The sequence below is a fragment of the Thermobifida fusca YX genome (assembly GCF_000012405.1).
In the GTDB taxonomy this organism is placed as follows: Bacteria; Actinomycetota; Actinomycetes; order Streptosporangiales; family Streptosporangiaceae; genus Thermobifida; species Thermobifida fusca.
The window spans coordinates 732,202-756,553 of the sequence record NC_007333.1 but is presented as its reverse complement, the minus strand read 5'-3'; the positions used below and the strand labels follow the sequence as shown (position 1 = coordinate 756,553).

At 68.8% G+C, this 24,352-nt stretch carries 25 protein-coding genes; 9 read left to right on the top strand and 16 right to left on the bottom strand.

The window, feature by feature from the left end; genetic code table 11:
• Positions 1 to 284: 284 nt before the first annotated feature.
• The 9 genes from TFU_RS03270 to recG all read right to left on the bottom strand — a co-directional run bounded on the left by TFU_RS03270 (position 285) and on the right by recG (position 7,571).
• Positions 285 to 476 carry a hypothetical protein gene (locus tag TFU_RS03270; protein WP_038043324.1) on the bottom strand — a complete coding sequence of 64 codons (192 nt, stop codon included), beginning with the start codon at positions 474 to 476 and terminating at the stop codon, positions 285 to 287.
• Positions 477 to 816: 340 nt separating this feature from the next.
• Entirely contained in the window at positions 817 to 1,092 is a 276-nt protein-coding gene (locus TFU_RS15720; protein ID WP_011291100.1) for an acylphosphatase, read from the bottom strand.
• Positions 1,093 to 1,138: 46 nt separating this feature from the next.
• Positions 1,139 to 2,029 (bottom strand): bifunctional DNA-formamidopyrimidine glycosylase/DNA-(apurinic or apyrimidinic site) lyase, encoded by an 891-nt coding sequence (gene mutM, locus TFU_RS03265; protein ID WP_011291099.1) that lies wholly within the window; start codon positions 2,027 to 2,029, stop codon positions 1,139 to 1,141.
• Between the two features lie 4 nt (positions 2,030 to 2,033).
• A complete protein-coding gene (rnc, locus tag TFU_RS03260) occupies positions 2,034 to 2,756 on the bottom strand; it encodes a ribonuclease III (RefSeq protein ID WP_011291098.1) in 723 nt (240 codons plus the stop codon).
• 274 nt (positions 2,757 to 3,030) lie between these two features.
• On the bottom strand, positions 3,031 to 3,207 hold the full coding sequence (gene rpmF, locus TFU_RS15715) for a 50S ribosomal protein L32 (protein WP_011291097.1): 177 nt from the start codon (positions 3,205 to 3,207) through the stop codon (positions 3,031 to 3,033).
• Positions 3,208 to 3,359: 152 nt separating this feature from the next.
• The gene (locus tag TFU_RS03255; protein ID WP_041427685.1) at positions 3,360 to 3,905 is read right to left on the bottom strand and encodes a YceD family protein; all 546 of its coding nucleotides are present in this window, start codon (positions 3,903 to 3,905) and stop codon (positions 3,360 to 3,362) included.
• 215 nt (positions 3,906 to 4,120) lie between these two features.
• Positions 4,121 to 4,615, bottom strand: coding sequence for a pantetheine-phosphate adenylyltransferase (gene coaD, locus TFU_RS03250; RefSeq protein ID WP_011291095.1), 495 nt, complete (start codon positions 4,613 to 4,615; stop codon positions 4,121 to 4,123).
• A gap of 66 nt (positions 4,616 to 4,681) precedes the next feature.
• A complete protein-coding gene (gene rsmD / locus TFU_RS03245) occupies positions 4,682 to 5,263 on the bottom strand; it encodes a 16S rRNA (guanine(966)-N(2))-methyltransferase RsmD (protein WP_011291094.1) in 582 nt (193 codons plus the stop codon).
• 106 nt (positions 5,264 to 5,369) lie between these two features.
• Positions 5,370 to 7,571, bottom strand: coding sequence for an ATP-dependent DNA helicase RecG (gene recG, locus TFU_RS03240; protein ID WP_011291093.1), 2,202 nt, complete (start codon positions 7,569 to 7,571; stop codon positions 5,370 to 5,372).
• Between the two features lie 323 nt (positions 7,572 to 7,894).
• Between recG and rpmB the strand changes: the two genes are divergently transcribed.
• Positions 7,895 to 8,083: a 50S ribosomal protein L28 gene (gene rpmB, locus TFU_RS03235; RefSeq protein ID WP_011291092.1), complete on the top strand. Its 189-nt coding sequence runs from the start codon at positions 7,895 to 7,897 to the stop codon at positions 8,081 to 8,083.
• A 134-nt stretch (positions 8,084 to 8,217) separates the two neighbouring features.
• Here rpmB and TFU_RS03230 read toward each other — a convergent pair whose 3' ends face one another.
• Together TFU_RS03230 and TFU_RS03225 are read right to left on the bottom strand one after the other, a co-directional pair.
• A complete protein-coding gene (locus TFU_RS03230) occupies positions 8,218 to 8,991 on the bottom strand; it encodes a cellulose binding domain-containing protein (RefSeq protein ID WP_104612521.1) in 774 nt (257 codons plus the stop codon).
• A gap of 135 nt (positions 8,992 to 9,126) precedes the next feature.
• On the bottom strand, positions 9,127 to 10,116 hold the full coding sequence (locus TFU_RS03225; protein ID WP_011291090.1) for a thiamine-phosphate kinase: 990 nt from the start codon (positions 10,114 to 10,116) through the stop codon (positions 9,127 to 9,129).
• Between the two features lie 139 nt (positions 10,117 to 10,255).
• Between TFU_RS03225 and TFU_RS03220 the strand changes: the two genes are divergently transcribed.
• Complete coding sequence (locus TFU_RS03220) at positions 10,256 to 10,495, top strand: Lrp/AsnC family transcriptional regulator (RefSeq protein WP_011291089.1); 240 nt, start codon at positions 10,256 to 10,258, stop codon at positions 10,493 to 10,495.
• Between the two features lie 24 nt (positions 10,496 to 10,519).
• Positions 10,520 to 10,990: a DUF3515 domain-containing protein gene (locus TFU_RS03215; protein WP_011291088.1), complete on the top strand. Its 471-nt coding sequence runs from the start codon at positions 10,520 to 10,522 to the stop codon at positions 10,988 to 10,990.
• Positions 10,991 to 11,048: 58 nt separating this feature from the next.
• Here the strand turns inward: TFU_RS03215 and TFU_RS03210 are convergent, their stop codons facing one another.
• Positions 11,049 to 11,729: a DUF3105 domain-containing protein gene (locus TFU_RS03210; RefSeq protein ID WP_011291087.1), complete on the bottom strand. Its 681-nt coding sequence runs from the start codon at positions 11,727 to 11,729 to the stop codon at positions 11,049 to 11,051.
• A gap of 197 nt (positions 11,730 to 11,926) precedes the next feature.
• Between TFU_RS03210 and TFU_RS03205 the strand changes: the two genes are divergently transcribed.
• The 6 genes from TFU_RS03205 (at position 11,927) to TFU_RS03180 (ending at position 19,784) form a co-directional block, all read left to right on the top strand.
• Positions 11,927 to 12,502 carry a DUF305 domain-containing protein gene (locus tag TFU_RS03205; protein WP_011291086.1) on the top strand — a complete coding sequence of 192 codons (576 nt, stop codon included), beginning with the start codon at positions 11,927 to 11,929 and terminating at the stop codon, positions 12,500 to 12,502.
• 190 nt (positions 12,503 to 12,692) lie between these two features.
• Positions 12,693 to 14,144, top strand: coding sequence for a cytochrome ubiquinol oxidase subunit I (locus TFU_RS03200; RefSeq protein WP_011291085.1), 1,452 nt, complete (start codon positions 12,693 to 12,695; stop codon positions 14,142 to 14,144).
• Positions 14,145 to 14,153: 9 nt separating this feature from the next.
• Positions 14,154 to 15,182, top strand: a complete 1,029-nt coding sequence (gene cydB / locus TFU_RS03195) for a cytochrome d ubiquinol oxidase subunit II (protein ID WP_011291084.1) — start codon at positions 14,154 to 14,156, stop codon at positions 15,180 to 15,182.
• A gap of 23 nt (positions 15,183 to 15,205) precedes the next feature.
• The gene (gene cydD, locus TFU_RS03190; protein ID WP_011291083.1) at positions 15,206 to 17,020 is read left to right on the top strand and encodes a thiol reductant ABC exporter subunit CydD; all 1,815 of its coding nucleotides are present in this window, start codon (positions 15,206 to 15,208) and stop codon (positions 17,018 to 17,020) included.
• Positions 17,017 to 18,798, top strand: a complete 1,782-nt coding sequence (gene cydC / locus TFU_RS03185; protein ID WP_011291082.1) for a thiol reductant ABC exporter subunit CydC — start codon at positions 17,017 to 17,019, stop codon at positions 18,796 to 18,798. Before cydD ends, cydC begins: the two co-directional genes overlap by 4 nt.
• Positions 18,799 to 18,974: 176 nt before the next feature.
• Positions 18,975 to 19,784, top strand: coding sequence for an EI24 domain-containing protein (locus TFU_RS03180; protein ID WP_011291081.1), 810 nt, complete (start codon positions 18,975 to 18,977; stop codon positions 19,782 to 19,784).
• A 69-nt stretch (positions 19,785 to 19,853) separates the two neighbouring features.
• Here the strand turns inward: TFU_RS03180 and TFU_RS03175 are convergent, their stop codons facing one another.
• The 4 genes from TFU_RS03175 to TFU_RS03160 all read right to left on the bottom strand — a co-directional run bounded on the left by TFU_RS03175 (position 19,854) and on the right by TFU_RS03160 (position 24,193).
• A complete protein-coding gene (locus TFU_RS03175) occupies positions 19,854 to 20,969 on the bottom strand; it encodes a D-alanine--D-alanine ligase family protein (RefSeq protein WP_011291080.1) in 1,116 nt (371 codons plus the stop codon).
• A gap of 69 nt (positions 20,970 to 21,038) precedes the next feature.
• Positions 21,039 to 22,259 carry a trans-sulfuration enzyme family protein gene (locus TFU_RS03170; RefSeq protein WP_011291079.1) on the bottom strand — a complete coding sequence of 407 codons (1,221 nt, stop codon included), beginning with the start codon at positions 22,257 to 22,259 and terminating at the stop codon, positions 21,039 to 21,041.
• Between the two features lie 174 nt (positions 22,260 to 22,433).
• Positions 22,434 to 23,444, bottom strand: a complete 1,011-nt coding sequence (locus TFU_RS03165) for an NAD(P)H-dependent glycerol-3-phosphate dehydrogenase (RefSeq protein WP_011291078.1) — start codon at positions 23,442 to 23,444, stop codon at positions 22,434 to 22,436.
• Positions 23,441 to 24,193, bottom strand: coding sequence for a lysophospholipid acyltransferase family protein (locus TFU_RS03160; RefSeq protein ID WP_011291077.1), 753 nt, complete (start codon positions 24,191 to 24,193; stop codon positions 23,441 to 23,443). The genes TFU_RS03165 and TFU_RS03160 overlap by 4 nt, the downstream gene beginning before the upstream one ends.
• Between the last annotated feature and the right edge of the window lie 159 nt (positions 24,194 to 24,352).

Here is a 24,352-nt window from a genome sequence, read left to right as displayed (position 1 = left end):
AAGAGGCGACCGGAAACGGCCTCTTCTCCCGCTGCGACACACCGGGATGGCCGCCACTGGGATCATACGGAGCGCTGCCCGGACCTGGTGTGTTGGCAACGTCGGGAGGAATATGATCTTTCAGGATTACGGAAAAGGATTTCCGGGTAAAACCTGGTTAATTCCAAGGGAAAGAAAGATCTTCACAGTGCTCTGCGGTTTCCCGCGTTTTCGAGGGCGCCAGGAGATTTGAGGTGCAGGCGCCCTTCGTCGACTGGGATCCGCGCAGCGCTGGTGGGGTTGGATCAGGCCAGAGCCGGCTCGCGATCGGAGGTGGAGACGGTGAGATCCGTGATCGTCTCGGAAAGCCGGTCGTTTTGGGCCTGGAGCCTCATGACCTCGTTTTCGAGGTCGCGTACGCGCTTCTGCAAACGCCGCAGTTCCTGGACCATACGAGGGTCCGGACCTCCGACGTGACCAAACAGAGCTTTTGCCATGATTACGGGTCCTCCACACTGAGTGACCAACGGGAATCGCACACGGAAATGACGCCACGGCCAGGTAGGAGAAATGCCTGAGTCAGCCTGGCGTGAAGGTGGATAAGCGCATTATGTACCTTCCAGCGTCTCACCGTGCGCGCCGTCGGTCAAGAATTGGACGAAAAAGCCGGCGACAACTGTGTCTGTACACCGTTATTGGGCATGCGAGGTCACGCGATTCGTCGGTGATCCCCCGGGTGGGTGGTGCTCTATCCCCGGGGCGGGGTGAGAGCCCTCTCAGCAGTCCCGTGTCGCGTTCCGGGTTCTCACACGAATCGCGTCCCCATATCCAGGATACTCACCGCTCCTCGAATCCGGTGAAAGAACCCCTATGGTTTGTCCAACGCTCAACGACGGAATCCACACGCCCCGGTGTCTGGCCGCTGCGCAGCAACTCGAGGAGCCGTTCACAGGCCGTGCGATCCCCTTCCGCGACCACTTCCACTCTGCCGTCATCCAGATTGGTCGCGGCTCCGGTAAGTCCGAGCTCCAATGCGCGTGCTCGCGTCCACCACCGGAAACCTACGCCCTGGACGTGCCCGCGCACCCATGCGGTCAGACGAACCTTCTCCATGACTCCCCTGGTGACTCTCGGTGCGCTTACCCGGGAAAACAAGCGCTCACGCTCGCGCGTGCCGCGGTCTCGGCTGGCACCGCGGACAACTGTACGACGAGCGGTTCATGAACGTCTCCCGTTGGATCGGCGTGCCGCAGCGTGCACACGGCTGGTCGTTCCGGCCGTAGGCGTTGAGACTGCGCGCAAAATAGCCGCTCTCCCCGTTGACGTTCACATAAAGGCTGTCGAACGAGGTCCCGCCCTGGGCCAGGGCCGCGACCATCACCTCGCGGACCGCGGCCAGCAGCGTGGCGACCTGGGAGCGCGACAGGGCCTCGGTAGGGGTCGCCCAGTGCAGTTGGGACATCCACAGCGCTTCATCGGCGTAGATGTTGCCGATCCCGCTGATGAGGGACTGGTCGAGGAGGGCGCGTTTCAGCTCAGTGCGTTTGCGGCACAGCGCCGCGGCGAACGCGTCCTCGTCGAAAGCAGGGTCCAGGGGGTCGCGCGCAATGTGGGAGATCACCGAAGGCAGCCCGGTACCGGTGCCGTCATCCACCAGCCGGTCCACGAGCAGGTGGCCGAACGTGCGCTGGTCGACGAAACGCAGCTCTTGCGGGGCCTCCGGGTCGTGGCCTTGACGCGCCGTCAGGGGCAGGCGGACCCGCAGATGCCGTTCGGCTGCGGCATGGCGCGGCTGGACCAGCAATTGGCCGCTCATCCCCAGGTGGGCGAGGAGCGCCTCCCCGGAGTCCAAGGTCAACCAGAGGTACTTGCCGCGGCGGCGCGCCTCCGTGACCCCGCACCCGCTGACGCGCGCGGCGAAATCCGCCGCACCCGGCGCGTGGCGCCGGACCGCACGCGGATGCAGGACCTCGACCTCGCCGAACGACGCGCCGACCACCCACTTTTCCAGGCCGCGCCGCACCACCTCGACTTCAGGCAGCTCCGGCATGCCCTCAGCTCTCCTGCTTGGCTTTCTCGGTGGCGGCGCGGATCGCCTTCCACGCGGATTCCGCGGCCTGCTGCTCTGCTTCCTTCTTGCTGCGGCCCTCTCCCGAGCCGTAGGTCTGCCCGGCGACCCGCACCGTGGCGCGGAACGTCTTCTGGTGGTCCGGGCCGCTCTCTTCCACCACGTATTCGGGAACACCGAGCAGTTCAGCCGCGGTGAGCTCCTGCAGGGACGTCTTCCAGTCCAGTCCCGCGCCCAAGCCGGAAGCCCGGGCGATCAGCGGGTCGAACAGCCGGTGGACCAGCTCAGACGCCTCGTCCAGTCCGCGGTCCAGGTAGACGGCCCCGATCAAGGCTTCCAACGTGTCGGCGAGGATCGACGACTTGTCGCGGCCGCCCGTGGCCTCCTCGCCGCGTCCCAGTCGCACATAGCGGCCGATCCCCAGTTCGCGGGCCACATCGGCCAGCGCCCGCATGTTGACCACCGCGGCGCGCAGCTTGGCCAGTTGCCCTTCGGACAGGTCCGGGTGGGTGCGGTAGAGGGTGTCGGTGACCACGAGGCCGAGCACTGAGTCGCCCAGGAACTCCAACCGCTCGTTGGTGGGAAGACCGCCGTTCTCGTAGGCGTAGGAGCGGTGGGTGAGGGCGCGGGTGAGAATGTCGGGAGCGATCTCGACCCCGACAGTCTCCTGGAACTCACGGACTTCGGCAGGGGAAAGCTGCGTTCCCATCGACCTTCACATCCTTACGGATCATGCGGAGCTCCCGCCTGAGGCAGGAACCGCCGCAGGATGAACTGACCGTTGGCACCGGCTGCAGGACCGGGAGACTCCGATCCGGTCGAGAACGCTCGAAGACGAGGTGGACGTCGTGGGGCGCGCACGGCAACCACCACGGCTTCGGGGATTCCCGAACCATGTCGGAAAAAGACAGCACGCACCGGCAGCGCGCTGGCGGAGGTACGGAACGGCGGGCCCGACCATCTGCGGACCCGCCTTCGTGCTGTCACGCCGGGTTGATGACCTGGCGGTTGCTGTAGGTACCGCACGTAGGGCAGGCGACGTGCGGGAGCTTCGGGTCACGGCAGCGCGGGCAACTGGTCAGCAGCGGGCGCGCTGCCTTCCACTGAGAACGGCGGACACGCGTGTTGCTCCGCGACATCTTCCGCTTCGGGACGGCCACTTCAATCCTCCTGGGTCATGGCCCGCTTTCGCGGGGGTGCGTGTGCTCCTCGATGACCTGCCCGCCCGCGGCGCAGGAGAGGTCCCGGTACGAAGAGCACGGAGTTACCGGGCTTCGCCGGCCAACCCGCCCGGCGCCCGTCGGTGGCACGCTCAGCTCCCTCCGGACTCCTCGCGCAGTTGACGCAACGCCTCCCACCGGGGGTCGAAACTCTCGCCGTGGCTGTGCTCCGGGCCAACGTCAGCTAGTTTGACGCCGCACTCCACGCACAGGCCAGGGCAGTCGTCCCGACACAGCGGCGACTGCGGCAGTGCAAGCACTACCGCATCGCGGATCACCGGTTCGAGGTCGAGCAGATCGTCCTCAAGATAGTAGTCCTCATCCTCATCGACGACGTCCACCTCGTCTACGAGAGGGTGGTCGTCGTCGAGCGGATAGCGGAACAGCTCCTGGAAGTCGACCTCCAGCTCCCTGGACAGCGGATCCAGGCAGCGCGCGCACTCGGCGGCGTACCGGGTCCGCGCCTCACCCGTCACGAGCACGCCCTCCATGACAGCTTCGAGCCGCAGATCCAGCTCGATGTCGCTGCCCGCGGGCACCTCGGCCATGCCGACAGCCATCGGCGGAGGCGCGGGGACGACACGGGTTTCCTTCCGCATCGAACCGGGCTGCCTGCCGAGCGGTCGGGTGTCGACCACAAGCGGAGATTCGGAGTCTAGACGAGACAGAGTGATCGCGCTTTCGGTTGAGACGGGTCCCACACGCGGTGGGAACAGGGACTAACCGGACCGGCAGCCGGAGACCGGCGCCGGATGGCTGTCCCGCGGGCACACTTTGCCCCGGAACCAGCCAGTCACCGATTCTACCTGCGGGGTCCTTCCGTCCCAAACCGCGGAACCTGAGGACTCTAGCCCTAGCCGTTCTTCTTGGCCAGCTCGGCGTACTTGGCGCGCAGGCGCTCCTCCACATAGGGCGGGACCAGCGCGCTCACGTCCCCGTTGTACTGGGCGATCTCCCGCACCAGGCTGGAGCTGAGGAACGAATACTTGGGATTCGCGGTCAAAAACAGCGTGTCGATCCCCGAGAGCTGGTAGTTCATTTGGGCGATCTGCAGCTCGTAGTCGAAGTCGCTGACCGAGCGGAGGCTCCGCACGATCGCGGAGACGTCGTGGGCCCGGCAGAAGTCGACGAGCAGCCCGTCGAACTTGGCGACGGTGACGTTGTCGAACTCCTTGGTCGCTTCCCGGAGCATCTCGAGCTTCTCGTCCGCCGTGAAAAGCCCACGTTTATTGACGTTCACCAGCACCGCGACAATGACTTCTTCGTTCTGTTTCGCCGCTCGGCGGATGATGTCGATATGGCCATTGGTGACGGGATCGAAAGATCCAGGGCAGACGACACGGCGCACGGGACCGCTCCTCTCTGACTGGTTTGCGGATCAGCGAGCCGGTATCACAGGATTCTGCCCACCAGGTCAGTCCCGATCAGGGAGGCTCGCGGCGTGACCGTACCAAAGGGACGTTTCGCCGTATTGACGGACCTTGCCTTTTTGGTAACCGTCAGGCCATCCCATGGGTTCCTTTCGAGATGAGCGTTCCACAACGATGAGAGTGCCCGCGGTCAGCCAGCCGTGGTCGCGGAGTGCCTCCAATACCGCGGTGACCTCGCGGTCTTCAATCGCGTAGGGCGGGTCAGCGAACACGAAGTCGTAGGGGCCGCCGTCCGGGCCGCGGGACAGGACGCGTTCCACCCGGTCGACGACCAGCCGCGCCCCGGGCAGTCCGAGCTGGGCGATATTGCGGTCAATGACCGCGGCCGCGCGCCGGTCGGCCTCCACGAGCAGGGCGTGCGCGGCTCCCCGGGAGAGCGCTTCCAGCCCGATTGCGCCGGAGCCCGCATAGAGGTCGAGCACCCGCAGTCCCGCGAGCGTGCCCAGTTCCGACAGCACCGAGGCGAACAGGGCTTCGCGTACCCGGTCGCTGGTGGGCCGGGTGGTCCGGCCTCGGGGGACAGCCAGGCGACGGCCTCCCGCAGTACCGGCGATGATGCGGGTCATCGGTGGTGTGCTCCCTCGTCTGTGCGCTGTTTTCCGCCCACCCTAGACCGGGTCCCGCAGGCGCCGGGACGGGCCGCAGCGCGGTGCCGCACTGCGGCGGCTCCCCTCAGGCTTTCTCTAGGTACTCTGCGCGGTCGTCGCCGAGCAGTTCGGTGAGGGCCTGGGCCAGCACGGGGTGGTCGGACAGCTCCGGGTCGGCGTCCACCAGGGCGGTGGCCTCCGCACGGGCCTGGCCGATCAGCTCCTCGTCCTGCTCGTGGGTGATGGTGAGCAGCCGCAGGGTGCCGCTGCGGCCGGACTGGGCCACGCCGAGGATGTCGCCTTCGCGGCGCTGCTCCAAGTCCAGCCGGGACAGGGCGAACCCGTCGGTGGTGGACGCCACCGCGTCCAGGCGCCGCCGGGCCGGGCTGCCCTCTTCAGCCTCGGTGACCAGCAGACACAGTCCGGGCAGGCTGCCCCGGCCGACCCGGCCGCGCAACTGGTGCAGTTGGGAGACCCCGAACCGGTCCGCGTCCATGATCATCATCACAGTGGCGTTGGGCACATTCACGCCGACTTCGACCACGGTGGTCGCCACGAGCACGTCGATTTCGCCCGCGGCGAAGGCCCGCATGACCTTGTCCTTCTCGTCAGGGGCCAGCCGGCCGTGCAGCGCGGCCAGCCGCAGGCCTGCAAGCGGCCCCTGCTCGACTTCGGCGAGCAGGTCGACAACGGCGAGCGGGGCGCGCCGCCCCGCGGTCTCCCCGCCGTCCGGTTCGGCGAAGAGCCGTCCGTTCTCCTCGGGGTCTTCGGCTTCCCCGCCGATCCGGGGGCAGACGATATAGGCCTGGCGGCCCTGCGCGACTTCTTCGCGGATGCGCTCCCAGGCCCGGGCCAGGTAGTGCGGTTTGTCGCGGGACGGGACCACGTGGGTAGCGATCGGGGACCGCCCGGCGGGGAGCTGCCGGAGCGCCACCACGTCGAGGTCGCCGTAGACCGTCATCGCCACGGTGCGCGGAATCGGGGTCGCGGTCATGACGAGCACGTGCGGCCGGCCACGGGTGGACTTGTCGCGCAGCGCGTCGCGCTGTTCTACGCCGAAACGGTGCTGCTCGTCGATCACGACCAGGCCGAGGTCGGCAAACGTGACCTGTTCTTGGAGCAGGGCGTGGGTGCCGATGACGATGCCGGCCCGGCCGGAGGCTGCGTCCAGCAGCGCTTCCCGGCGGGCGGCCGCGCCGAGCGAGCCGGTGAGCAGGGCGACGCGGGTCGCCTGTTCCGCGCCGTCGAGCTGGCCAGCCCGGGCCAGGGGGCCGAGCATCTCAGTGATCGAGCGGTGGTGCTGCTGGGCCAGCACCTCGGTGGGGGCGAGGAGAGCCGCCTGCCCGCCCGCATCCACCACTTGGAGCATGGCGCGCAGGGCGACCAGGGTCTTGCCTGCGCCGACATCGCCTTGGAGCAGGCGGTGCATGGGGTGGTCGGAAGCGAGGTCGGCGGAGATCACCTCGCCCACCTCGCGCTGTCCGTCGGTGAGCGTGAACGGCAGGTTCGCGTCGAAGGCGTCGAGGATCCCGCCGGAGATGCGGGGGCGGGGCTGGGCGGGCTGCCGCTGGGCGGTACGCCGCCGCTGGGCGAGCGCCACCTGGATGACGAACGCCTCGTCCCATTTCAGCCGCTTCCGTGCCGCGCGCACATCATCCCAGTCTTTCGGGGTGTGGATGAGCCGGTAGGCCTCGGACAGGCTCACCAGGCCGTGCCGGGCGCGGAGGTCGGCGGGCAGCGGGTCGGGGAGGTCCCCCAGGATGTCGAGGACCGTGGCCACGGCTTTGGCGATCTTCCACGAAGTGATCTTTTCGGTCGCCGGATAGATGGGGATGAGCGTGTCCGCGTAGGTGCGGGCCCGTTCCTGGATCGCGTCGTCGGACTCGAACAGCTCGTATTCGGGGTGGGCGAGTTGGCGGCGCCCCCGGTAGACGGAGACTTTTCCGGCGAACAGCCCGCGCCGGCCCGGCAGGAGCCGGTCGCGGTGCCAGCCGACCCGGTGGAAGAAGAGCAGGGAGAGCCGGCCGCGGCCGTCGGTGACGACGACTTCGAGGATGGAGCCGCGCCGCTGGCGCATCGGGCGGACCGTGCAGGTGAGGACTTCGGCAAGGACAGTGACCTGTTCCCCTTCGACCAGCCCGTCCAGGTCGGTGAGCTCGCCGCGGCGGTCGTAGCGCCGGGGGTAGTGGCGCAGCAGGTCTCCCACGGTGTGCAAGCCCAGTGCGGAAGCCAGGACCTTCGCGGTGCGGTCCCCGACGACGCGCAGCGACTCGGTCAAGTCGGTCATGGTCCCCCGCCTTCCCAGCCTCGTTCCCTGGCCGTGCGGCCCGCCACTGTGGCATCTTACGGATCGTCGCAGGGCTATACTTGGGGAAGCGTTGTGTCTTGGGACGGCTCCTCAGCGGGGGACTTCCTGAGCCGGATTCTCCCTTCCGGTTGGTGATCCGGCGCTCGTCCGGAGACATGGATCCCTGGTGTGGGGTCTTGTCCTGTCTTCGGGTACGCTTCCACGGTTGGCGTTCCGCGTCGACCTGCTTGCCCATCAGACCTTTCTCGGGTCATCGACGTGCGTGCGAGCACAGCCGGCCCGAGCGCGTGAATGGAGTTACCGTGGCTTCCGTCTGTGACATCTGCAGCAAGGGACCGGGGTTCGGGAACCGTATCTCGCACTCGCACCGCCGTACCCGCCGCCGCTGGAACCCGAACATCCAGACTGTCCGTACCCGGGTGGGGGGTACGCCGAAGCGGCTGAACGTGTGCACCTCCTGCATCAAGGCGGGCAAAGTCGATCGTTTCTGAATGCCCTTTCAGCGCGCACTCCGCGTGCGCACCATCGTCGAGCGTCACAGACGAACTGTCGTGGCGCTCGATCGTTTTTCTGGGCAGTGTGCGGCAAGGGAGTTCCCCGGGCCGGGAGACAGACGGCTTGCCGCTCACAGGGAGCAGGGCACGCCGTTGAACGAGCAGCTTTCCGGGGTGTGACTGGTGCCCCGCGCCGTGAAGCTGATGGTGATGGACTGCCCCGGGGGAATACCGTTGGACCAGTGCGGCTGGCGGGCGATGAACCCGCCGGGGACCGGTTCCCATTCGGTGCCCCAGGCGGAGACGATGCGGGCGTCGCTGAACTTCACTCGCAGTTCCCAGTTCTCCACCACGGCATCGCTGGCATTGGTGATCGTCACATGCCCCATGAAATGGGTCTCGTCGTAGGCGATTTTCTGGTAGGAAACCCGCGGGGTTCCGGGCGCGCTCTGCGGGACGGGGAAAGACTGGTGTCCGCCGGGCGGGGCCGTTTCTCCGGGATCTGGAACCGGTGCCGTGCGCTCCGTTCCGTCGGGTGCGTCCTGTGACGGGGAGGGGGCGCTGCTCTCCTCGGCCCCCACGGTGATCTCCACTTGCGTGGAGATCGCTGCCTGCGGGCTGCCGTGTCCGTCCGTCGGCGGGGCTGCCGACGTGGTGACGCTCGGTGCCGGCGGCGTCTGGTCAGGTTCGGTAAAACGCAGGTAGATCTGGGTGGTGCTGTAGCTGAACAGCAACGCGCCGACGATCGCTCCGGAGACCACCGCGACGCGCAGCGGCCGCGGTGGGGATACGCGTTTGGGAACGGTGCTGCCCAGCACATGGCCCACTGTGGCCAGTGGGCCGCTGCCGGTGGGCTCTGCGCGGTGGGCGCCGCGTCGCCCCCGTCCCCGTCCGTGCCTCCGCATAGCTTCCGCGCCTTTCCGCACTCCTGTCGACCGGATCCGTGCCCTGGGCGTTTCCGGTAACGGACAAGCCGTCGGTCGCCAGAGCTTAGCGCGGCCAGTCACCCAAAACCGGAATCTTGCCTCTGGGTGACTTACTCATGACCGATCACTGTTGTCTGGCGTTCTTCGGAAATGGTCCCATCCGGAAAGTTTCGGGATTGCCCCATCGACCGTGACCCCGTCGCCGTCGACCACGGTGCCGATCACGGTCCACTGGCGGGGCAGTGACGTGCGGGGAGGGAAGGTGGCGGCGAGCGCGTGGTCCTCTCCGCCAGCGAGCATGTAGTCGAGCGGCGAGCGTACGGCGTTTCCGCCGCGGATCAGTGTCTCAACCGCCTCGACCAGCCCGGCAGGCGGGTGCAGGTCAGCGCTGCGTACCGCGATTCCCACCCCGGAGGCCGCAGCGATATGGCCGAGGTCTTGGAGCAGTCCATCGCTGATGTCGATCATGGCGGTGGCGCCCAGCCGCGCCGCTTCCGGCCCCGCTGGATAGGGGGGTGCAGGGCGGCGGTGTGCGGTCAGGCAGTCAGGGTGCCCTTCAGCCTGACCGGCGTGGAGAAGGGCGAGGCCTGCTGCGGCGAGTCCGAGATTACCGGTGACGGCGACGAGGTCGCCAGGCCGGGCCCCGTCCCGGCGGACGGGGGCAGCGCCGCGCAGGTCGCCGAGCGCGGTGATGGCGATGGTGAGGGTGTCGGAGCTGACGACGTCCCCTCCCACGACCGCGGCTCCGGCAGCGGCGCACTCGTCGCGCAGCCCGACGCTGAACTCGTCGGCCCAGGCGGTGGGGAGGTCGGCGGGGGCTGCGAAGCCGACGAGGAGCGCGGTAGGGTAGGCCCCCATGGCGGCGATGTCGGCGAGGTTCTGCGCGGCGGCTTTGTGGCCGACGTCGCGCGCACTGGACCAGTCCCGGCGGAAGTGCCTTCCCTCCACGAGCAGGTCGGTGGTGGCAACGACGCGGCCGTCAGCGGCCCGGACGACGGCTGCGTCGTCGCCGGGGCCGAGCAAAACGTTCTCGGTGGCGGGGAAACGGGCGGTGACCCGAGCAATCAACCCGAATTCACCGAGATTTCCGATAGTGCTTGACACGGTCTCCAGGGTACGGTGACCCTTCCGGTCACAGTGGTCTAGACCCGTGCCCCGTTCCGGACGCGGGATTGCCGGCGGTGCGGTCCGTGCGGGTCCCCACACGACAGACGCTCCAACGCAGAGTCGCGGAGGCTCACCCATGGTGCAGGCGTACATTTTGATCCAGACCGAGGTCGGCAGGGCAGCCCAGGTAGCGTCGGCGATCTCCACGGTAGAAGGAGTCACCCAGGTGGACGACGTCACCGGACCCTACGATGTGATCGTGCGCGCACAGGCCGAAGACATCGATGCCCTGGGGCGCCTGGTGATCGCGCGCATCCAGCGGCTCGACGGCATCACCCGCACTTTGACGTGCCCGGTTGTGAATGTGGAGTCCTAGTCCCGTGTGTGGAGTCGATCTCTGATGCACCCTGCGTCTCGTGCGGTCCGCGGCGTTTCGCTGCTGGTCGTGCTGTTGGCTGCGGCCACCGGGTGCGGTGTGGTCCGGATGGAGCCCCCCACTCCGGATGCGCACACCGCGAAACTGTGCCGATCGATGATGGCACGGCTGCCCGACACGCTTTATGAGCAGGAACGCATCCGAGTCGAGCCTGACTCCGAGTTGGTGGCGGCCTGGGGGTCGCCGACCATCGCGGTGCGGTGCGGGGTGGAGCGTCCCGCGGGGCTGCGTCCCGACTCGCAACTGCTGTCGGTCAACGACATCGCGTGGCTTCCCGAGCCCGCGGATGCGCCGACCCTGTTCACTGCGGTGGGCCGCGAAGCGTACGTGGAGCTGACCCTGCCGGCGACATACTCCCCTGCCGCCGAAGCGCTGACGACGCTCAGCGCACTGATCGACCAGGAGATTCCGGCCCTACCCCCGGGAGAACTGTGAGCGGGGCGCCTTGGCGCCCCGCTTGACCGCCGCCGTACCGTGGGACACGGCTGGGGAGCTACTGGTCTTCGCTCTGCTCCATGGTCTGGACTTCTCCGAGCAGGGCTTCCCACTCTTCGTCCGAGTCGGCGGTGGTCAGACCGACCGCGCCGTGGCAGGCAGCCCCGGGTTCCGGGGTCTGGGGGCCGCGCTCGTAGGCACGCAGGAAGCGGGGCAGTCGGGGGTCGTCGGCGCTCTCCACGCCCAGTTGCAGGCCCCAGGCGGAGGCCACGATGGGCGCGGGCATGTCGCCCTCGTACGGGCTGACCAGGACGTAGCTGCCTGGGGTGTAGAACTCCGCGAGTTTCTTGACTTCGTCTTCGGGCAGGTCGGGCCGGTAGGTGATCCAGACCGCGCCGTGTTCCAGAGAGTGGACGGCGTGGAGGTCGCGCAGCGGGGCGTCGTAGACGCCGCAGTTCTGCCAGGCCGCGTGGTGGTCGCCGCCCACGGGCGGGCTCTGCTCGTAGTCGACGTCTTCGGTGACGTGCTTCCGGGTCAGTCCGGTGTACTCCTTGAGCCCTTCGATGTTGCGGTCGCGGTAGTCGAGGTAGAAGAGGTAGCCGATTCCTCCCGCCACCAGGCTGACCGTCGCGATGATCGCGGCGATCTTGGTGATCTTGCGGTTCCGGGCTTCGCGCTCCCGCCGTGCACGCATTTCTAGGGCTACCTGGCGGCGCCGTTCCGCTGAACTCTTGCCCACCCGTTACTCCTCGTGGTTGTCCTCGATGAGGACTGTAAATTTTGTCACTTATGCTCCACTAGGGAACATACGCACCCTTAACGCAATTTCCCCCCAGGATGGTTCCGTTGGGTAACGAAGGCGATGCCAGAGCCGTAACAGGCCCACTACCGTGGGTATCGCGACGTGTTCCGCTGCCGGTCGTCCTCTTTCTGGTCGTGCTGACCGCAGCGGCGACTTTCCTGTTCACCAACCGGTCCGACAGGCCGTTGGACACCTCCGCTGACGTGGGCTTCCTGCGCGACATGAGCGCACACCACGCCCAGGCGGTGGAGATGGCGCTGATCATCTACGACAAGACTGAGGACCCCAAGCTGAAGACGGTCGCCTACGACATGGCCGTCACCCAGCAGGGGCAGATCGGGCGGATGGACGGGTGGCTGGCCGCGTGGGATCTGCCGATGCGCAGCAACCAGCCGCCCATGGCCTGGATGGCCGGGCACGACCACGGCGGCGGGGGCAGCGGCGAAGTCCCGGACCGGATGCCCGGGCTGGCCACGGACGAGCAGATGGCGCAGCTGCGGGAGGCGACCGGCCTGGAGGCGGAGGTCCTGTTCTTGGAGCTGATGATCGAACACCACCGCGGCGGGGTGGACATGGCCGAGGCGGCGGTGAGATTCGCCACTGACGAGAAGGTGATCTCGCTGGCTCAGGGCATGATCGACGCCCAGGAGAGCGAGATCGACCTGATGAACGAGATGCTGGTGGAAAGGGGCGCTGAGCCGCTCGAATAGCGGCCGCGCGCCTCGCGTCATCCGGCCCTGTCTGGCGGACGGCACGGTCTGCCGGGCAGGGCCGGATTGCTGTTTTCCCCGGTCGTTGCAGGGTTTTGCGATCTACTACACATCGTAGAACTACAACTTGTAGTAGTAGACTGCGAGGTAGTACGGGCCACGGGGCCGTTCCGGCTTTCGGAGAGGCGGTATGGACGCACTAGACCTTGCTCGGTGGCAATTCGGCATCACCACCGTCTACCACTTCCTATTCGTCCCGCTGACGATCGGACTCTCCGTCATCGTCGCCAGCCTGCAGACGGCCTGGTACCGCACCGGCAAGCACGAATACCTGCAGGCGACCAAATTCTTCGGGAAGCTCTTCCTCATCAACTTCGCCATGGGCGTGGTCACCGGCATCGTCCAAGAGTTCCAGTTCGGCATGAACTGGAGCGAATACTCCCGATTCGTCGGTGACGTGTTCGGCGCCCCGCTGGCGATGGAAGCCCTCCTCGCCTTCTTCCTGGAGTCCACCTTCATCGGCCTGTGGATCTTCGGCTGGGACAAGCTGCCCCGCAAGATCCACCTCGCCACCATCTGGGCAGCGGCCATCGGCACCAACCTGTCCGCCTACTTCATCCTCGCCGCCAACGCCTGGATGCGGCACCCGGTGGGCTACCAGGTCAACCCCGAAACCGGACGCGCGGAACTCACCGACATCTGGGCGGTGCTCGCCAACGACCAGGCCTGGTCCACCTACCTCCACACCGTCGCCGGGTCGTTCATCGCCGCAGGCCTGTTCGTGGTCGCGGTCAGCGCCTTCAAACTCATGCGCGCCCGCTTCCACGGTGACACCGGCACCCCCGGACAGGCCCCGCACCCCAGCGAACACGGACTGTTCCGCAAGACCCTGCGCGCCGGCCTGGCCGTCACCGCTCTCGCGGGCATCCTCGTCGCCTTCTCCGGCCACCACCAGGCTCAGCTCATGGCACAAGACGAACCCATGAAGCTGGCCAGCGCGGAAGCGCTGTGGGAAGACGAAGACGGCGCGGGCTTCTCGATCTTCGCGGTCGGCGACGTCGTCGACGGACGCAACCACATCAACATCCAGATCCCGCACCTGCTGAGCATCCTCGCCACCAACAGCCTCGACGGCAACGTCCAGGGCATCAACGACGTGCAGGAACGCTACGAAGCCCAGTTCGGTCCCGGATCGTACGTGCCGAACGTCCCGGTCATCTACTGGTCGTTCCGGCTCATGATGGGCTTCGGCCTGGCCGGAGTCGCCGTAGGCTTCATCGGCCTGTGGCTCACCCGCCGCGGCCGGCTGCCCAAGCACCGCTGGATGTACTGGGCCGCCATCCTCGGCCTGCCCGCGGCTCTCGCCGCCAACATCTGCGGCTGGATCCTCACCGAGATGGGCCGCCAGCCGTGGACCGTCGTCGGGGAGCTCCTCACCGCGGCCAGCGTCTCACCCGGTGTCTCCTTGACCGAGGTGGCGCTCTCCCTGGCCCTGTTCACGCTCGTCTACGGCGTGCTCGCCGTCATCGAGGCCGGGCTGCTGTGGCGCTACGTCAAGGCAGGGCCCACCCACGTGGTGCCCCCGCAGGACGACGACTCGGATGAAGACCGCGACGCCCCTGTCCCCGCGTTCGTCTACTAGGAGCCCGGCATGGATCTTCCAACTCTCTGGTTCGCCGCCATCGCGGTGCTGTGGATCGGCTACTTCGTCCTCGAAGGATTCGACTTCGGCGTCGGCATCCTGCTGCCCTTCCTCGGCAAGACCAACACCGACCGCCGCGTCATGATCAACGCGATCGGCCCGGTGTGGGACGGCAACGAGGTGTGGGTCCTCACCGCGGGAGGCGCGATGTTCGCCGCCTTCCCCGCCTGGTACGCCTCCCTGTTCAGCGGCTTCTACCTGCCCCTGTTCCTCGTGCTCCTCGCCCTGATCGTCCGCGGCGTGGCCTTCGAATACCGCGGCAAGGTCGACAGCGTGCAGTGGCGGGCCCGCTGGGACCAGGCGATCTTCTGGGGCAGCGCCATCCCCGCCCTGCTGTGGGGGGTGGCCTTCGCCAACATCGTGCGCGGTGTGCCGATGGACGCCGACCACATCGTCACCGCCAACCTGCTCGACCTGCTCAACCCGTACGCGCTGCTCGGCGGACTGACCACGCTGTCCCTGTTCACCCTGCACGGCGCCATGTTCCTCAGCCTCAAGACCGGCGGTGAAGTGCGGCTCCAGGCGCGCCGCGCCGTGCCGATGATCGCGCTGGTCGCGGTGCCCGCTGCGGCCGGATTCCTGCTGTGGACCCAGGTCTCCTACGGGACGACGTGGACGCTCCCGCTCGTCGCTATCGCCGCTCTCACCCTGGTTGCGGCCGTGGCGCTCGCCCTGCGGGGCCGGGAAGGCTGGTCGTTCACCGCAACCGCCACCACCATCGCCGTCGCTACGGTAGTGCTGTTCGGCTCGCTGTTCCCGAACGTGCTGCCCTCCACCACCAACCCGGCGTACAGCCTGACCGTGGAGAACGCGGCGTCGGCCGACTACACGCTGTCCGTCATGACCTGGGTGGCGGTGATCTTCCTCCCCGTGGTGCTCGGCTACCAGAGCTGGAGCTACTGGGTGTTCCGCAAGCGCATCACCCGGGAACACATTGAGCCGACCCTTGTCCCCGCCGGACGCCCCGGCGACGCCTGATCACTCCGTGAGGAAGCCGCTGTATGAAACCCCTCGACCCTCGGCTGGTGCGCACCGCTAGCGCGGTCCGGGTCCACCTCGCCGTCACCGTGCTGTGCGGGGTCGCCACGACCGGGCTCGTCCTCGCCCAAGCCTGGCTGATCGCCCGTGTCATCTCCGGCGCGGCCGCGGGCGAGGGGCTCACCGAACTGTCCTGGGCGATCGCTGCCGTCGCCGCGATCGCCCTGGGCAGGGCAGCGGTGTCCTACGGCACCGAAGCCGCCGCCCTGCACTCGGCGGCCCGCGCCAAATCCCAGCTCCGCCGACGCCTCATCGCCCACGTCACCGGCGTCGCGGTCCCCGGCTCTCCCGAACCGCCCCGGGGAGGGCCGGCACCGGGACCGGTCTGGTTGTCAGGGGCCAGCGGTCCCGCCGACGGCGAGGGGACGGGCACCCCGCGGGCCGGGGAACTGGCCACACTCGCCACCCGTGGCCTCGATGCACTGGACGACTACTTCGCCCGGTACCTTCCCCAACTGGTGCTCGCGGTCCTCGTCCCCCTCGCTGTCCTCGCCGTCGTCGCCCAAGCCGACTGGATCTCCGCGCTCGTCATCGCCCTCACCCTGCCCCTCATCCCGATCTTCATGGCGCTGGTCGGCTGGCACACCCAGGCCCGCACCCAGCGCCAGTGGCGGCTCCTCAACCGCTTGGGCGGCCACTTCCTCGACGTGGTCGAAGGGCTGCCCACTCTCGCCGTGTTCCGGCGCGCCAAAGCCCAGGCCGCGATCATCCGCCGGATCACCGACGAGCACCGGCACGCCACGATGGGCACCCTGCGGATCGCGTTCCTGTCCGCGCTGGTCTTGGAACTGCTGTCCACGATCGCGGTCGCCCTGGTGGCCGTGGAGATCGGCCTGCGTCTCATGTACGGGCTGCTCGACTACCAGACCGCGCTGCTCGTCCTCATCCTCGCCCCCGAGGCGTACCTGCCGCTGCGGGAAGTGGGGGCCCGCTTCCACGCCAGCATGGAAGGGGTGGCCGCGGCGGAACAGGTCTTCGCCGTGCTGGACGAACGCGCCGACCAGGCCAGGACGCAACCCGAAGCGGACTCCGCCCCGGCCCGGGAAACCGCCTCCCGCGCCCTGGTGCGCCCCTGCCTCGACAACGGCTGCACCGCCCCGCAGATCCGGTTCGCCAACGTCTCCCTCACCTACCCGGGGCGCAACCTGCCCGCGCTCTCCCAGGTCTCCCTGGTCATCCGCCCCGGGCAGCGGCTCCTGCTCACCGGTCCCAGCGGGTCCGGGAAGAGCTCCCTGCTGGCGCTGCTGCTCCGCTTCGTCGAACCCACGGAAGGCGCCATCCTCGTGGAACGCCCCGGCGGGACGGGGAGTGCGCCGCTCAGCCACATCCCCGCCGACCTGTGGCGGCAGCTCATCGCCTGGGTGCCCCAGCACCCCTACCTGTTCGACACCACGGTCCTCGAGAACATCCGGCTCGGCAAACCCGAGGCGAGCGTCGCCGAAGTGCGGCGCGCCGCGGAACTCGCGGAAGCACACGACTTCATCTCCACCTTGCCGTTGGGCTACGGCACCCGGCTCGGAGAGCGTGGCACGCGCCTGTCCGCGGGACAACGCCAGCGGATCGCCTTGGCCCGCGCTTTCCTGCGCGACGCGCCGATCGTGCTGCTGGACGAGCCCACCGCCCACCTCGACCCGGACCATGCCGCTGCGGTCCGCCGCGCGGTCGCCCGCCTCCTGGAGGGCCGCACCGGAGTCATCGTCGCGCACGACACCGGATGGTCGGAACTGGTGGACGAGACCGTGCACCTTGCTGGCGGTCGGATCGGAGCCCCACTATGAACCTTCCCGCACCGAAACCTGCCTGTCGGCCACTGCTGCGGATGATCGCGCTGGCCCGCCCGCGCACCACCCGGTTCGTGCTGGGAGTGCTGCTGGGGGCGCTGGCCACCGGTGCGGGCGTCGGCCTGTTGAGCGTGTCCGCGTGGCTGCTGGCCACCGCGGCCACGCACCCGCCGATCACCGCGCTCGGGGTCGCCGTGGTCGCCACCCGGGCCCTGGGCGTGACCCGGGGGGTGGCCCGCTACTTGGAACGCCTCGTCACCCACGATGCGGCGTTCCGCACGCTCGCCGAGGTGCGTGTGCGGGTCTACGAGCGGCTGGCCCGCAGCGAACCCGTGCGCCGCTTCCGCTCCGGTGACCTGGTGTCGCGGCTCGTCAACGACACCGACGCCACCCAGGACCTGCTGGTGCGCGGCCTCACCCCGCCGCTGTCCGCCCTCGCCGTCGGCAGCGCAGTCGTCCTGTTGAGCACTGTGCTGTTCGTGCCCGGCGGACTGCTGCTCGCTGCCGGGCTGCTCCTCGGCGGGCTGGCGGTGCCGCTGTTCGCGGCCGCGCTGGGCCGCACGTCGGGGCGCCACCAGGCCGCAGCGCGGGGAGAACTCTCCAGCGCCCTCGTCGACACGCTCTACGGGGCCCCGGACCTGGTGGCCTATGGGGCTATGGAGCAGGCGGTGCGCCGCGTGGAGCGGGCCGACGCCGAACTCACCCGCCTGGCGCGGCGGGACGCCGCGGTGCTGGGCCTCGGCACGGGTGCCAGCGCGCTCGTGGCAGGGCTGACAGTGTGGGCCACTCTGCTGCTGGGCGTCGCAGCGGTCGCGGGAGGCACCCTGGACGCGATCGCGTTCGCGGTCGTGGTGCTGACCGCGCTGGCTGCTTTCGAAATCGTCGCGCCCCTGCCCGCAGTCGCCGCGAAACTCGAGGCGATCCGCACGGCAGGCGCCCGCCTGTTCGACGTGCTCGACACCGAACCCGAAGTGAAAGCCGCGGCCGCTCCCGAACAGTCTGGGCTGCCCGACCAGGCGGCCACCCTCCGGGTGCGGGACCTGCGCGTCCGCTACGGTCCCGACGAGCCGTGGGCACTGGACGGCGTGGACCTCGACCTTGCTCCGGGCAAGCGGATCGCGGTGCTGGGGCCGAGCGGATCAGGAAAGAGCACTCTGGCTTCGGTGCTGTTCCGGTTCCGCGACCCGGATGCGGGCACGGTGACCCTCGACGGTGCCGACATCACCGACTACCCCGTGGACGAGGTGCGCCGCCTCATCAGCGGGGTGCCCCAGGACCCGCACATTTTCGCGAGCACGCTGCGCGAGAACCTGCGGTTGGCCCGGCCCGGCGCGGACGATGCGGAACTGTGGGCGGCCCTTGAGCGGGCCCGGCTGGCCGACGACATCCGCGCGACCATGCCTGACGGGTTGGACACCGAGGTCGGCGCGCACGGGGCCCGGCTCAGCGGGGGCATGCGGCAGCGGCTGGCCCTGGCCCGGGCACTGCTGGCGCAGCCCCGCATCCTGGTGCTGGACGAGCCCACCGCGCATCTGGACCCGGACACCCGGGATGCGGTCCTCGACGACCTGCTGGCGGCGTCCGCGGGCTATGCCACGCTCCTCATCACCCACGACCTGGCGCGGCTGGAGGAGATGGACGAGATCTATGTGATCGTCGACGGCCGGGTGGTGCAGCGCGGCTCCCACGACGAACTGCTGGCGGAGAAAGGCTGGTACCGCAACGCCCACGGCTTGGGCGACCCGCCGCGCGGCGGACTGCGGGCTGTGCGCTGACCCGGGGCGGCCGCGGTGGGCTGCCCGGTACGGCCGGGCGGGTCCGCGGGGACAGGGTTCGCACCCCAAGGCCGGTCCCGCTACGGTTGAGACCGTCATGCCCACCGTGCCGGGGTTGATGGGTGTCTGCGAGCCCCGCTGGTGGCTGAACTGTCGTCCCCCGTTATTGTCGCCCCGTGACTCTGCTGCGCGAAATCTTCACCGGCATCGGCACGCTCCTCCGCGGGTTCAGCATGATCCTGCGGCGGCCCAAACTGTTCTTCCTGGGAGCGCTGCCGCCTTTCCTCACGTCCATCCTGTTCGTCATCGCGCTGATCGCGCTGCTGGTGCGCCTCGACGACCTCACCACCTGGATGACACCGTTCGCCGCGGACTGGGCGCCCGGCTGGGCCACGACGGTGCGCGTCATCCTCGGCATCGTCGTCGTGGCCGCGTCCGTGCTGCTCATGGTCATCGGGTTCACCACGGTCACGCTCGCCCTCGGCTCCCCGCTCTACGACATGATCGCCGAAGAGGTCGAGGAGGAGCTGGGCAACGCCCCCAAGGCACCAGACGAACCGCTGCTGCGGTCACTCCTGCGCGCGCTGCGGATCTCGCTGGCCCTGATCTCCCTCTCCGTGGCCGCGGCGATCCCGCTGTTCTTCGCCGGGTTCATTCCCGTCGTGGGCCAGACGGTCGTGCCGGTGCTCTCCACCCTGGTCGGCGGCTGGCTGCTGGGCGCGGAACTCATCGGCTCGGCGTTCGACCGGCGCGGCCTGGTCCGGCTCCGGGACCGGTTCGCGGGACTGCGGCGGCGCCGGCTGCTGTCCCTCGGTTTTGCTGTGCCCGCCTTCCTGCTGCTGTCCATCCCGTTCGTGGCAGTCCTGGTGTTCCCGGCGGCCACGGCGGGCGGCACCATCCTGGCCCGCAGTCTGCTTCCGCCCTCACTCACACCGCAGGCGGAAACGGAACCTTCCCGCCACCCGAACGGTGTTTCCCGCCCGTGAGGGCGGAGTGAGGCGCGGGCCCCGGCGGCACGACAGCGGTGTCCCGGGGCTCTTTGCGCTGCGGCAGGACTAACGCAGGCCGGTGCGACGCACGAGCGCGGTGCGGATCAGCCGGTCCACCAGCGCCGGGTAGTCCAGACCGCTCGCCGCCCACATCTGCGGGAACGCCGAAGCCGGCGTGAAGCCCGGCATGGTGTTGATCTCGTTGATGTAGATCTCCCCGTCGTCGCCGTAGAAGAAGTCCACGCGGGCCAGTCCTTCGCAGCCCAGCGCGTCGAACGCTTCCGCGGCGAGTTTCCGCACCCGCTGGGTCACCTCGTCAGGCAGGTCCGCGGGGATGCTCAGACCGCTGTTGGAGAGGTACTTGGCCTCGAAGTCGTAGAAGTCGTACCCCTCGGCCACGTGGATTTCCGCGGGCAGCGACACGTCAGGCTCCCCGCCGTCCAGGCTCTCCAACACGCCGCATTCGATCTCCCGGCCCTGGATCCCGGCTTCCACGATGACCTTCGGGTCGTGGGCGCGTGCGGCCTCGATGGCTTCGGTGACCGCGGCGGTGTCGGTGGCGTCGGGCACCCGGCTGATGCCGATGCTGGACCCGGCGCGGGCAGGCTTGACGAACACCACCCCGCCGAGCGCGGCGATGTTGTCCAGCACGCGTTTGCGGTGGCGGGTCCACGCCCGGTCACTGACCGCAAGATACGGGCCGGTCTTCAGGCCCTGCGCGGTGAGCAGCGCCTTCATGAAGACCTTGTCCATGGAAGCGGCGCTGGCGAACACTCCGGCACCCACGTAGCGGACTCCGGCGAGTTCCAGCAGCCCTTGGATGGTGCCGTCCTCCCCGAAGGGGCCGTGCAGCAGCGGCAGCACCACGTCGACCTGGCCGACGAGCCGCGGCAGGCTGTCCGGGGCGACCTCCAGGAAAGCGCCGGGCGTGTCGAGGGCCAGGGCCAGTCGCGCGCCGCTGTCGGGCACGGCCGGAAGCTTGCCGTCAACGATTGCCAACTCGCTGGGATCCGCGGTGACCAGCCTCCAGTCACCGTCCCGCGTGATTCCGATGGGCAGGATGTCGTAGCGGTCGGTATCGATGGCGGACATCACGCTTCCCGCGGTCACGCAGGAGATCTCGTGTTCGGAACTGCGTCCGCCGAAGATGACGGCAACCCGGATCTTTCGCTGCTCACCCATGATGCTTGACCTTATCCCGCTCCACCCCACCCGTGACAATGGTCGCGGCCCACGGAAACACGGGATTTGTCACTTTTTGACCGGCAGTCCGTCGAGGGCCTGCCGGGCATCGGCGATCAGGTCGGCAGGGTCTTCCACGCCGATGGAGAACCGCACTGCTCCCGGGTCGATCCCGGCTGCGTGCAGGGCCTCGTCGCTCATCTGCCGGTGGGTAGTGGAGGCGACGTGGCTGACGACGGTGTGGGTCCCGCCCAGGGAGGGGGCGATCGTCGCCAGGCGGAGCCGGTCCGCGAACGCGATGCCCGCTTCCCGGCCCCCGCGCGGGGTGACCGTGACGACCGCGCCGTAGCGGGGGCCTTCAGGCCCGGTGTCGAAGAGTTTCCGGGCCAGTACGTGCCCCTGGTGGGTGGGCAGGCTCGGATGGTCGACGCGGGCCACGGCCGGGTGCTCGGCGAGAGCAGCGGCGAACTCGGCTGCGGTCGCGCACTGGCGGGCCATGCGCAGCGGCAGGGTCTCCAAACCGCGGTGGAGCAGGAACGCCTCATCGGCGGCCAGGTGCGGCCCCAAGTCGATGCGGGCTTCACGGATACGGGCCAGCAGGTCGGGGCGGCCCACCGCCACTCCCCCGGTCGCGTCCGAGTGCCCGCCAAGGTATTTGGTGGCCGAATGCAGCACGATGTCGGCGCCGTGCTCCAGGGGACGGCACACCACGGGGGAGGCGAAAGTGGAGTCCACCACGAGCAGCGCCCCCGCCTCGTGGGCGAGCGCGGCGAGCACGGGCAGGTCCGACACGGTCATGGTCGGATTGGCCAGCGTCTCGGTGTAGACGAGCACCGTCTCGGGGCGGAACGCAGCGCGCACCGCGGCCGGATCGGTGATGTCCACGAAGTCCACGGCCACCCCGAACCGGCGCAACACGACGTCCAGCAGTTTGTAGGTGTTGCCGTAGAGGGCGCGGGAGGCTACAACGTGGGCTCCGGCATGGGTGAGGGCCAGCAGGGTGATGCTGATCGCGGCCATGCCGGAGGCGAACCCCTGCCCGTGGACTTCACCCTCCAGGTGTGCTCCTTCGAGGGCGGCGACTGCCGCGGCGAACGCGTCGCTGTTGGGGGAGTCGATGCGCGCATAGGCGTACTGCCCATCGCCGGTCAGGCTCGCGGCATAGTCGCGGGAGGTCGCAAAAGCGTAGGTGGAGGCGCGGTATACCGGGATGCGCATCGGAGTGCCCGGTGCCGGGGCTGCGGCAGCCGCGCGGACCGCCCTGGTGTGTTCGCCGTAGTGCTGTGCCATGTCGCCTCCTTGGAACGCTGCTCCCGAATACGCCCCCATGACATAAAACCGGATAACGACAGCGAAGGTTGCAGGGAGGAGGGGGACAGGCCGCGGGCACGGCCCTGCGTGAAGCCCGGCAGCCCCGCACCGCAGGCACCGCCTGCCTCCGCGAAGGTGCAGCCTATGCCCGGCTCAGACCCCGTAGCGTTCCGGTTTGGCGCTGCGGGACATGAACGCCAGCAGCGCCTCAGCGGGCGGCAGGCCGTGGTACATCATCGCTACCACCGCCTCGGTGATCGGCATCTCTACGCCGTGGGCGCGCGCCAGCTCCAGGATCGACGTGGAGGACTTGACGCCTTCCGCGGTCTGCTTCGTCTCCGCGATCACCTCGTCCACGGTCATCCCGGAGCCCAGCTTCTCCCCGAATGTGCGGTTGCGGGACAGCGGAGAGCTGCACGTGGCCACCAGGTCCCCCAGGCCGGCCAGCCCGGCAAGCGTGTGCTCGTCGGCGCCGAGCGCCACCGCGAGCCGCACCGTCTCCGCCAGGCCCCGGGTGATCAGCGCAGCCTTGGCGTTGTCCCCGAAACCCATGCCCACGGCCACGCCCACCGCCAGCGCAATGACGTTCTTGACCGCTCCCCCCAGCTCCACGCCGATGACGTCGGTGTTGGTGTAGGGGCGGAAGTAGGGGGACTTGCACAGGTGCTGCAAACGGACAGCAGTCTGCTCGTCCGTGCAGGCGACCACGGCGGTGGCGGGCTGCCGTTCCGCGATCTCCCGCGCCAGGTTGGGGCCGGACAGCACCGCGATGCGGTGGTCGGGGAGTTCCAGCACCTCCGCGATGACTTCGCTCATCCGGAGGCAGGTGCCGACCTCGATCCCCTTCATCAGGCTGACGACAACCGTGCCGGGGTCCAGTGCCTCAGACCAGGCGGCCAGGTTCGTGCGGAGCGTCTGCGCCGGGACGGCGATCACCGTGAAGTCGGCGCCCGCCATCGCCTCGGCCACGTCGGTCGTAGCGGTCAGCCGGGGGTTGAGGGTGATCCCTGGCAGGTAGTCGGGGTTCTCGTGTTTCGTGTTGATCGCCTCGACGATTTCGGGCCGTCGGCCCCACAGGACTGTCTCCGCGATTCCCGCATCGGCCACCACGTTCGCGAAGGCTGTTCCCCACGAACCGCTGCCGAGCACCGCCACTTTGGTCACTTCGCGCCCTCGCTGTTGTTGGGTCCCAGGTTCTGTCCGCGCGCCTTCTTGGGATCGTACGGTTCGAGCGGCGGCTCTTCGCCGCGGATCTCGGCCTGGAGCCGCGTGATGGCGGTCATGATCTCCGCGGTCGCCTCACGCAGCGTGGTCGCGGTCAACGGCTGCTCCCGGTAGCGGGACAAGTCCACCGGCGGCCCAGCCACTACTTCGACGGGGGTGCGGGGAAAGAGCCGCAGCTTTGCGGTGCCGTAGGGCAGGAGGTGCTGCTCCCCCCAGTGGGCGACGGGGATCACCGGGGCACCGGTACGCAACGCGAGCCGCGCCACCCCGGTCTTGGCGACCATGGGCCACAGGTTGGGGTCCCGGGTGCAGGTGCCTTCCGGGTAGAAGATCACCGCAGCACCGTGCTGGGTGAGCGCCTCCTCCGCTTCGTGCAGTGCTTTAGCCGCGTCAGTGGTGCCGCGGTGCACGGGGATCTGGCCGAGCTTGCGCACCGCCGGTCCCACGATGGGGATGCGGAAGACCCCTTCCTTCGCGGTGAACGTCGGCCAGCGGCGCCCGGCCACGTAGAGGAAGTGCGCCACGGTCAGCGGGTCCGCCACGGACAGGTGGTTGGCCGCGATGATCACCCCGCCTTCCCGGGGGATGTGCTCTTGGCCGCGCCAGGTGGGTTTGGTGACCGCGGCGATGAGGGGGCGCACGACGGTGACGGCGACCGCTTTCAGCCAGCGCGACTCGCGGCGTTTCATGTGGACTCCTCCGATCGGTTGATGTTGGGCGCCCGCCCCGTCGCGGGTGTCCGCGTCATCTTCCAGCACTCCATTGTCCGGGCTATGGGAAGGGCCCGTTCCCCCGTTTTCTGGCTGGGACATACTCTCTTCTACCGGTTCCGATCGACCGGGCGGGGG

Excerpts from the sequence above, each read along its gene's own strand:
- TFU_RS03270 (WP_038043324.1), bottom strand. The coding sequence starts at position 476 with ATGGCAAAAGCTCTGTTTGGTCACGTCGGAGGTCCGGACCCTCGTATG.
- TFU_RS15720 (WP_011291100.1), bottom strand. The coding sequence starts at position 1,092 with ATGGAGAAGGTTCGTCTGACCGCATGGGTGCGCGGGCACGTCCAGGGC.
- mutM (WP_011291099.1), bottom strand. The coding sequence starts at position 2,029 with ATGCCGGAGCTGCCTGAAGTCGAGGTGGTGCGGCGCGGCCTGGAAAAG.
- rnc (WP_011291098.1), bottom strand. The coding sequence starts at position 2,756 with ATGGGAACGCAGCTTTCCCCTGCCGAAGTCCGTGAGTTCCAGGAGACT.
- rsmD (WP_011291094.1), bottom strand. The coding sequence starts at position 5,263 with ATGACCCGCATCATCGCCGGTACTGCGGGAGGCCGTCGCCTGGCTGTC.
- recG (WP_011291093.1), bottom strand. The coding sequence starts at position 7,571 with ATGACCGACTTGACCGAGTCGCTGCGCGTCGTCGGGGACCGCACCGCG.
- TFU_RS03230 (WP_104612521.1), bottom strand. The coding sequence starts at position 8,991 with ATGCGGAGGCACGGACGGGGACGGGGGCGACGCGGCGCCCACCGCGCA.
- TFU_RS03220 (WP_011291089.1), top strand. The coding sequence starts at position 10,256 with ATGGTGCAGGCGTACATTTTGATCCAGACCGAGGTCGGCAGGGCAGCC.
- TFU_RS03215 (WP_011291088.1), top strand. The coding sequence starts at position 10,520 with ATGCACCCTGCGTCTCGTGCGGTCCGCGGCGTTTCGCTGCTGGTCGTG.
- TFU_RS03200 (WP_011291085.1), top strand. The coding sequence starts at position 12,693 with ATGGACGCACTAGACCTTGCTCGGTGGCAATTCGGCATCACCACCGTC.
- cydB (WP_011291084.1), top strand. The coding sequence starts at position 14,154 with ATGGATCTTCCAACTCTCTGGTTCGCCGCCATCGCGGTGCTGTGGATC.
- cydD (WP_011291083.1), top strand. The coding sequence starts at position 15,206 with ATGAAACCCCTCGACCCTCGGCTGGTGCGCACCGCTAGCGCGGTCCGG.
- cydC (WP_011291082.1), top strand. The coding sequence starts at position 17,017 with ATGAACCTTCCCGCACCGAAACCTGCCTGTCGGCCACTGCTGCGGATG.
- TFU_RS03175 (WP_011291080.1), bottom strand. The coding sequence starts at position 20,969 with ATGGGTGAGCAGCGAAAGATCCGGGTTGCCGTCATCTTCGGCGGACGC.
- TFU_RS03170 (WP_011291079.1), bottom strand. The coding sequence starts at position 22,259 with ATGGCACAGCACTACGGCGAACACACCAGGGCGGTCCGCGCGGCTGCC.
- TFU_RS03160 (WP_011291077.1), bottom strand. The coding sequence starts at position 24,193 with ATGAAACGCCGCGAGTCGCGCTGGCTGAAAGCGGTCGCCGTCACCGTC.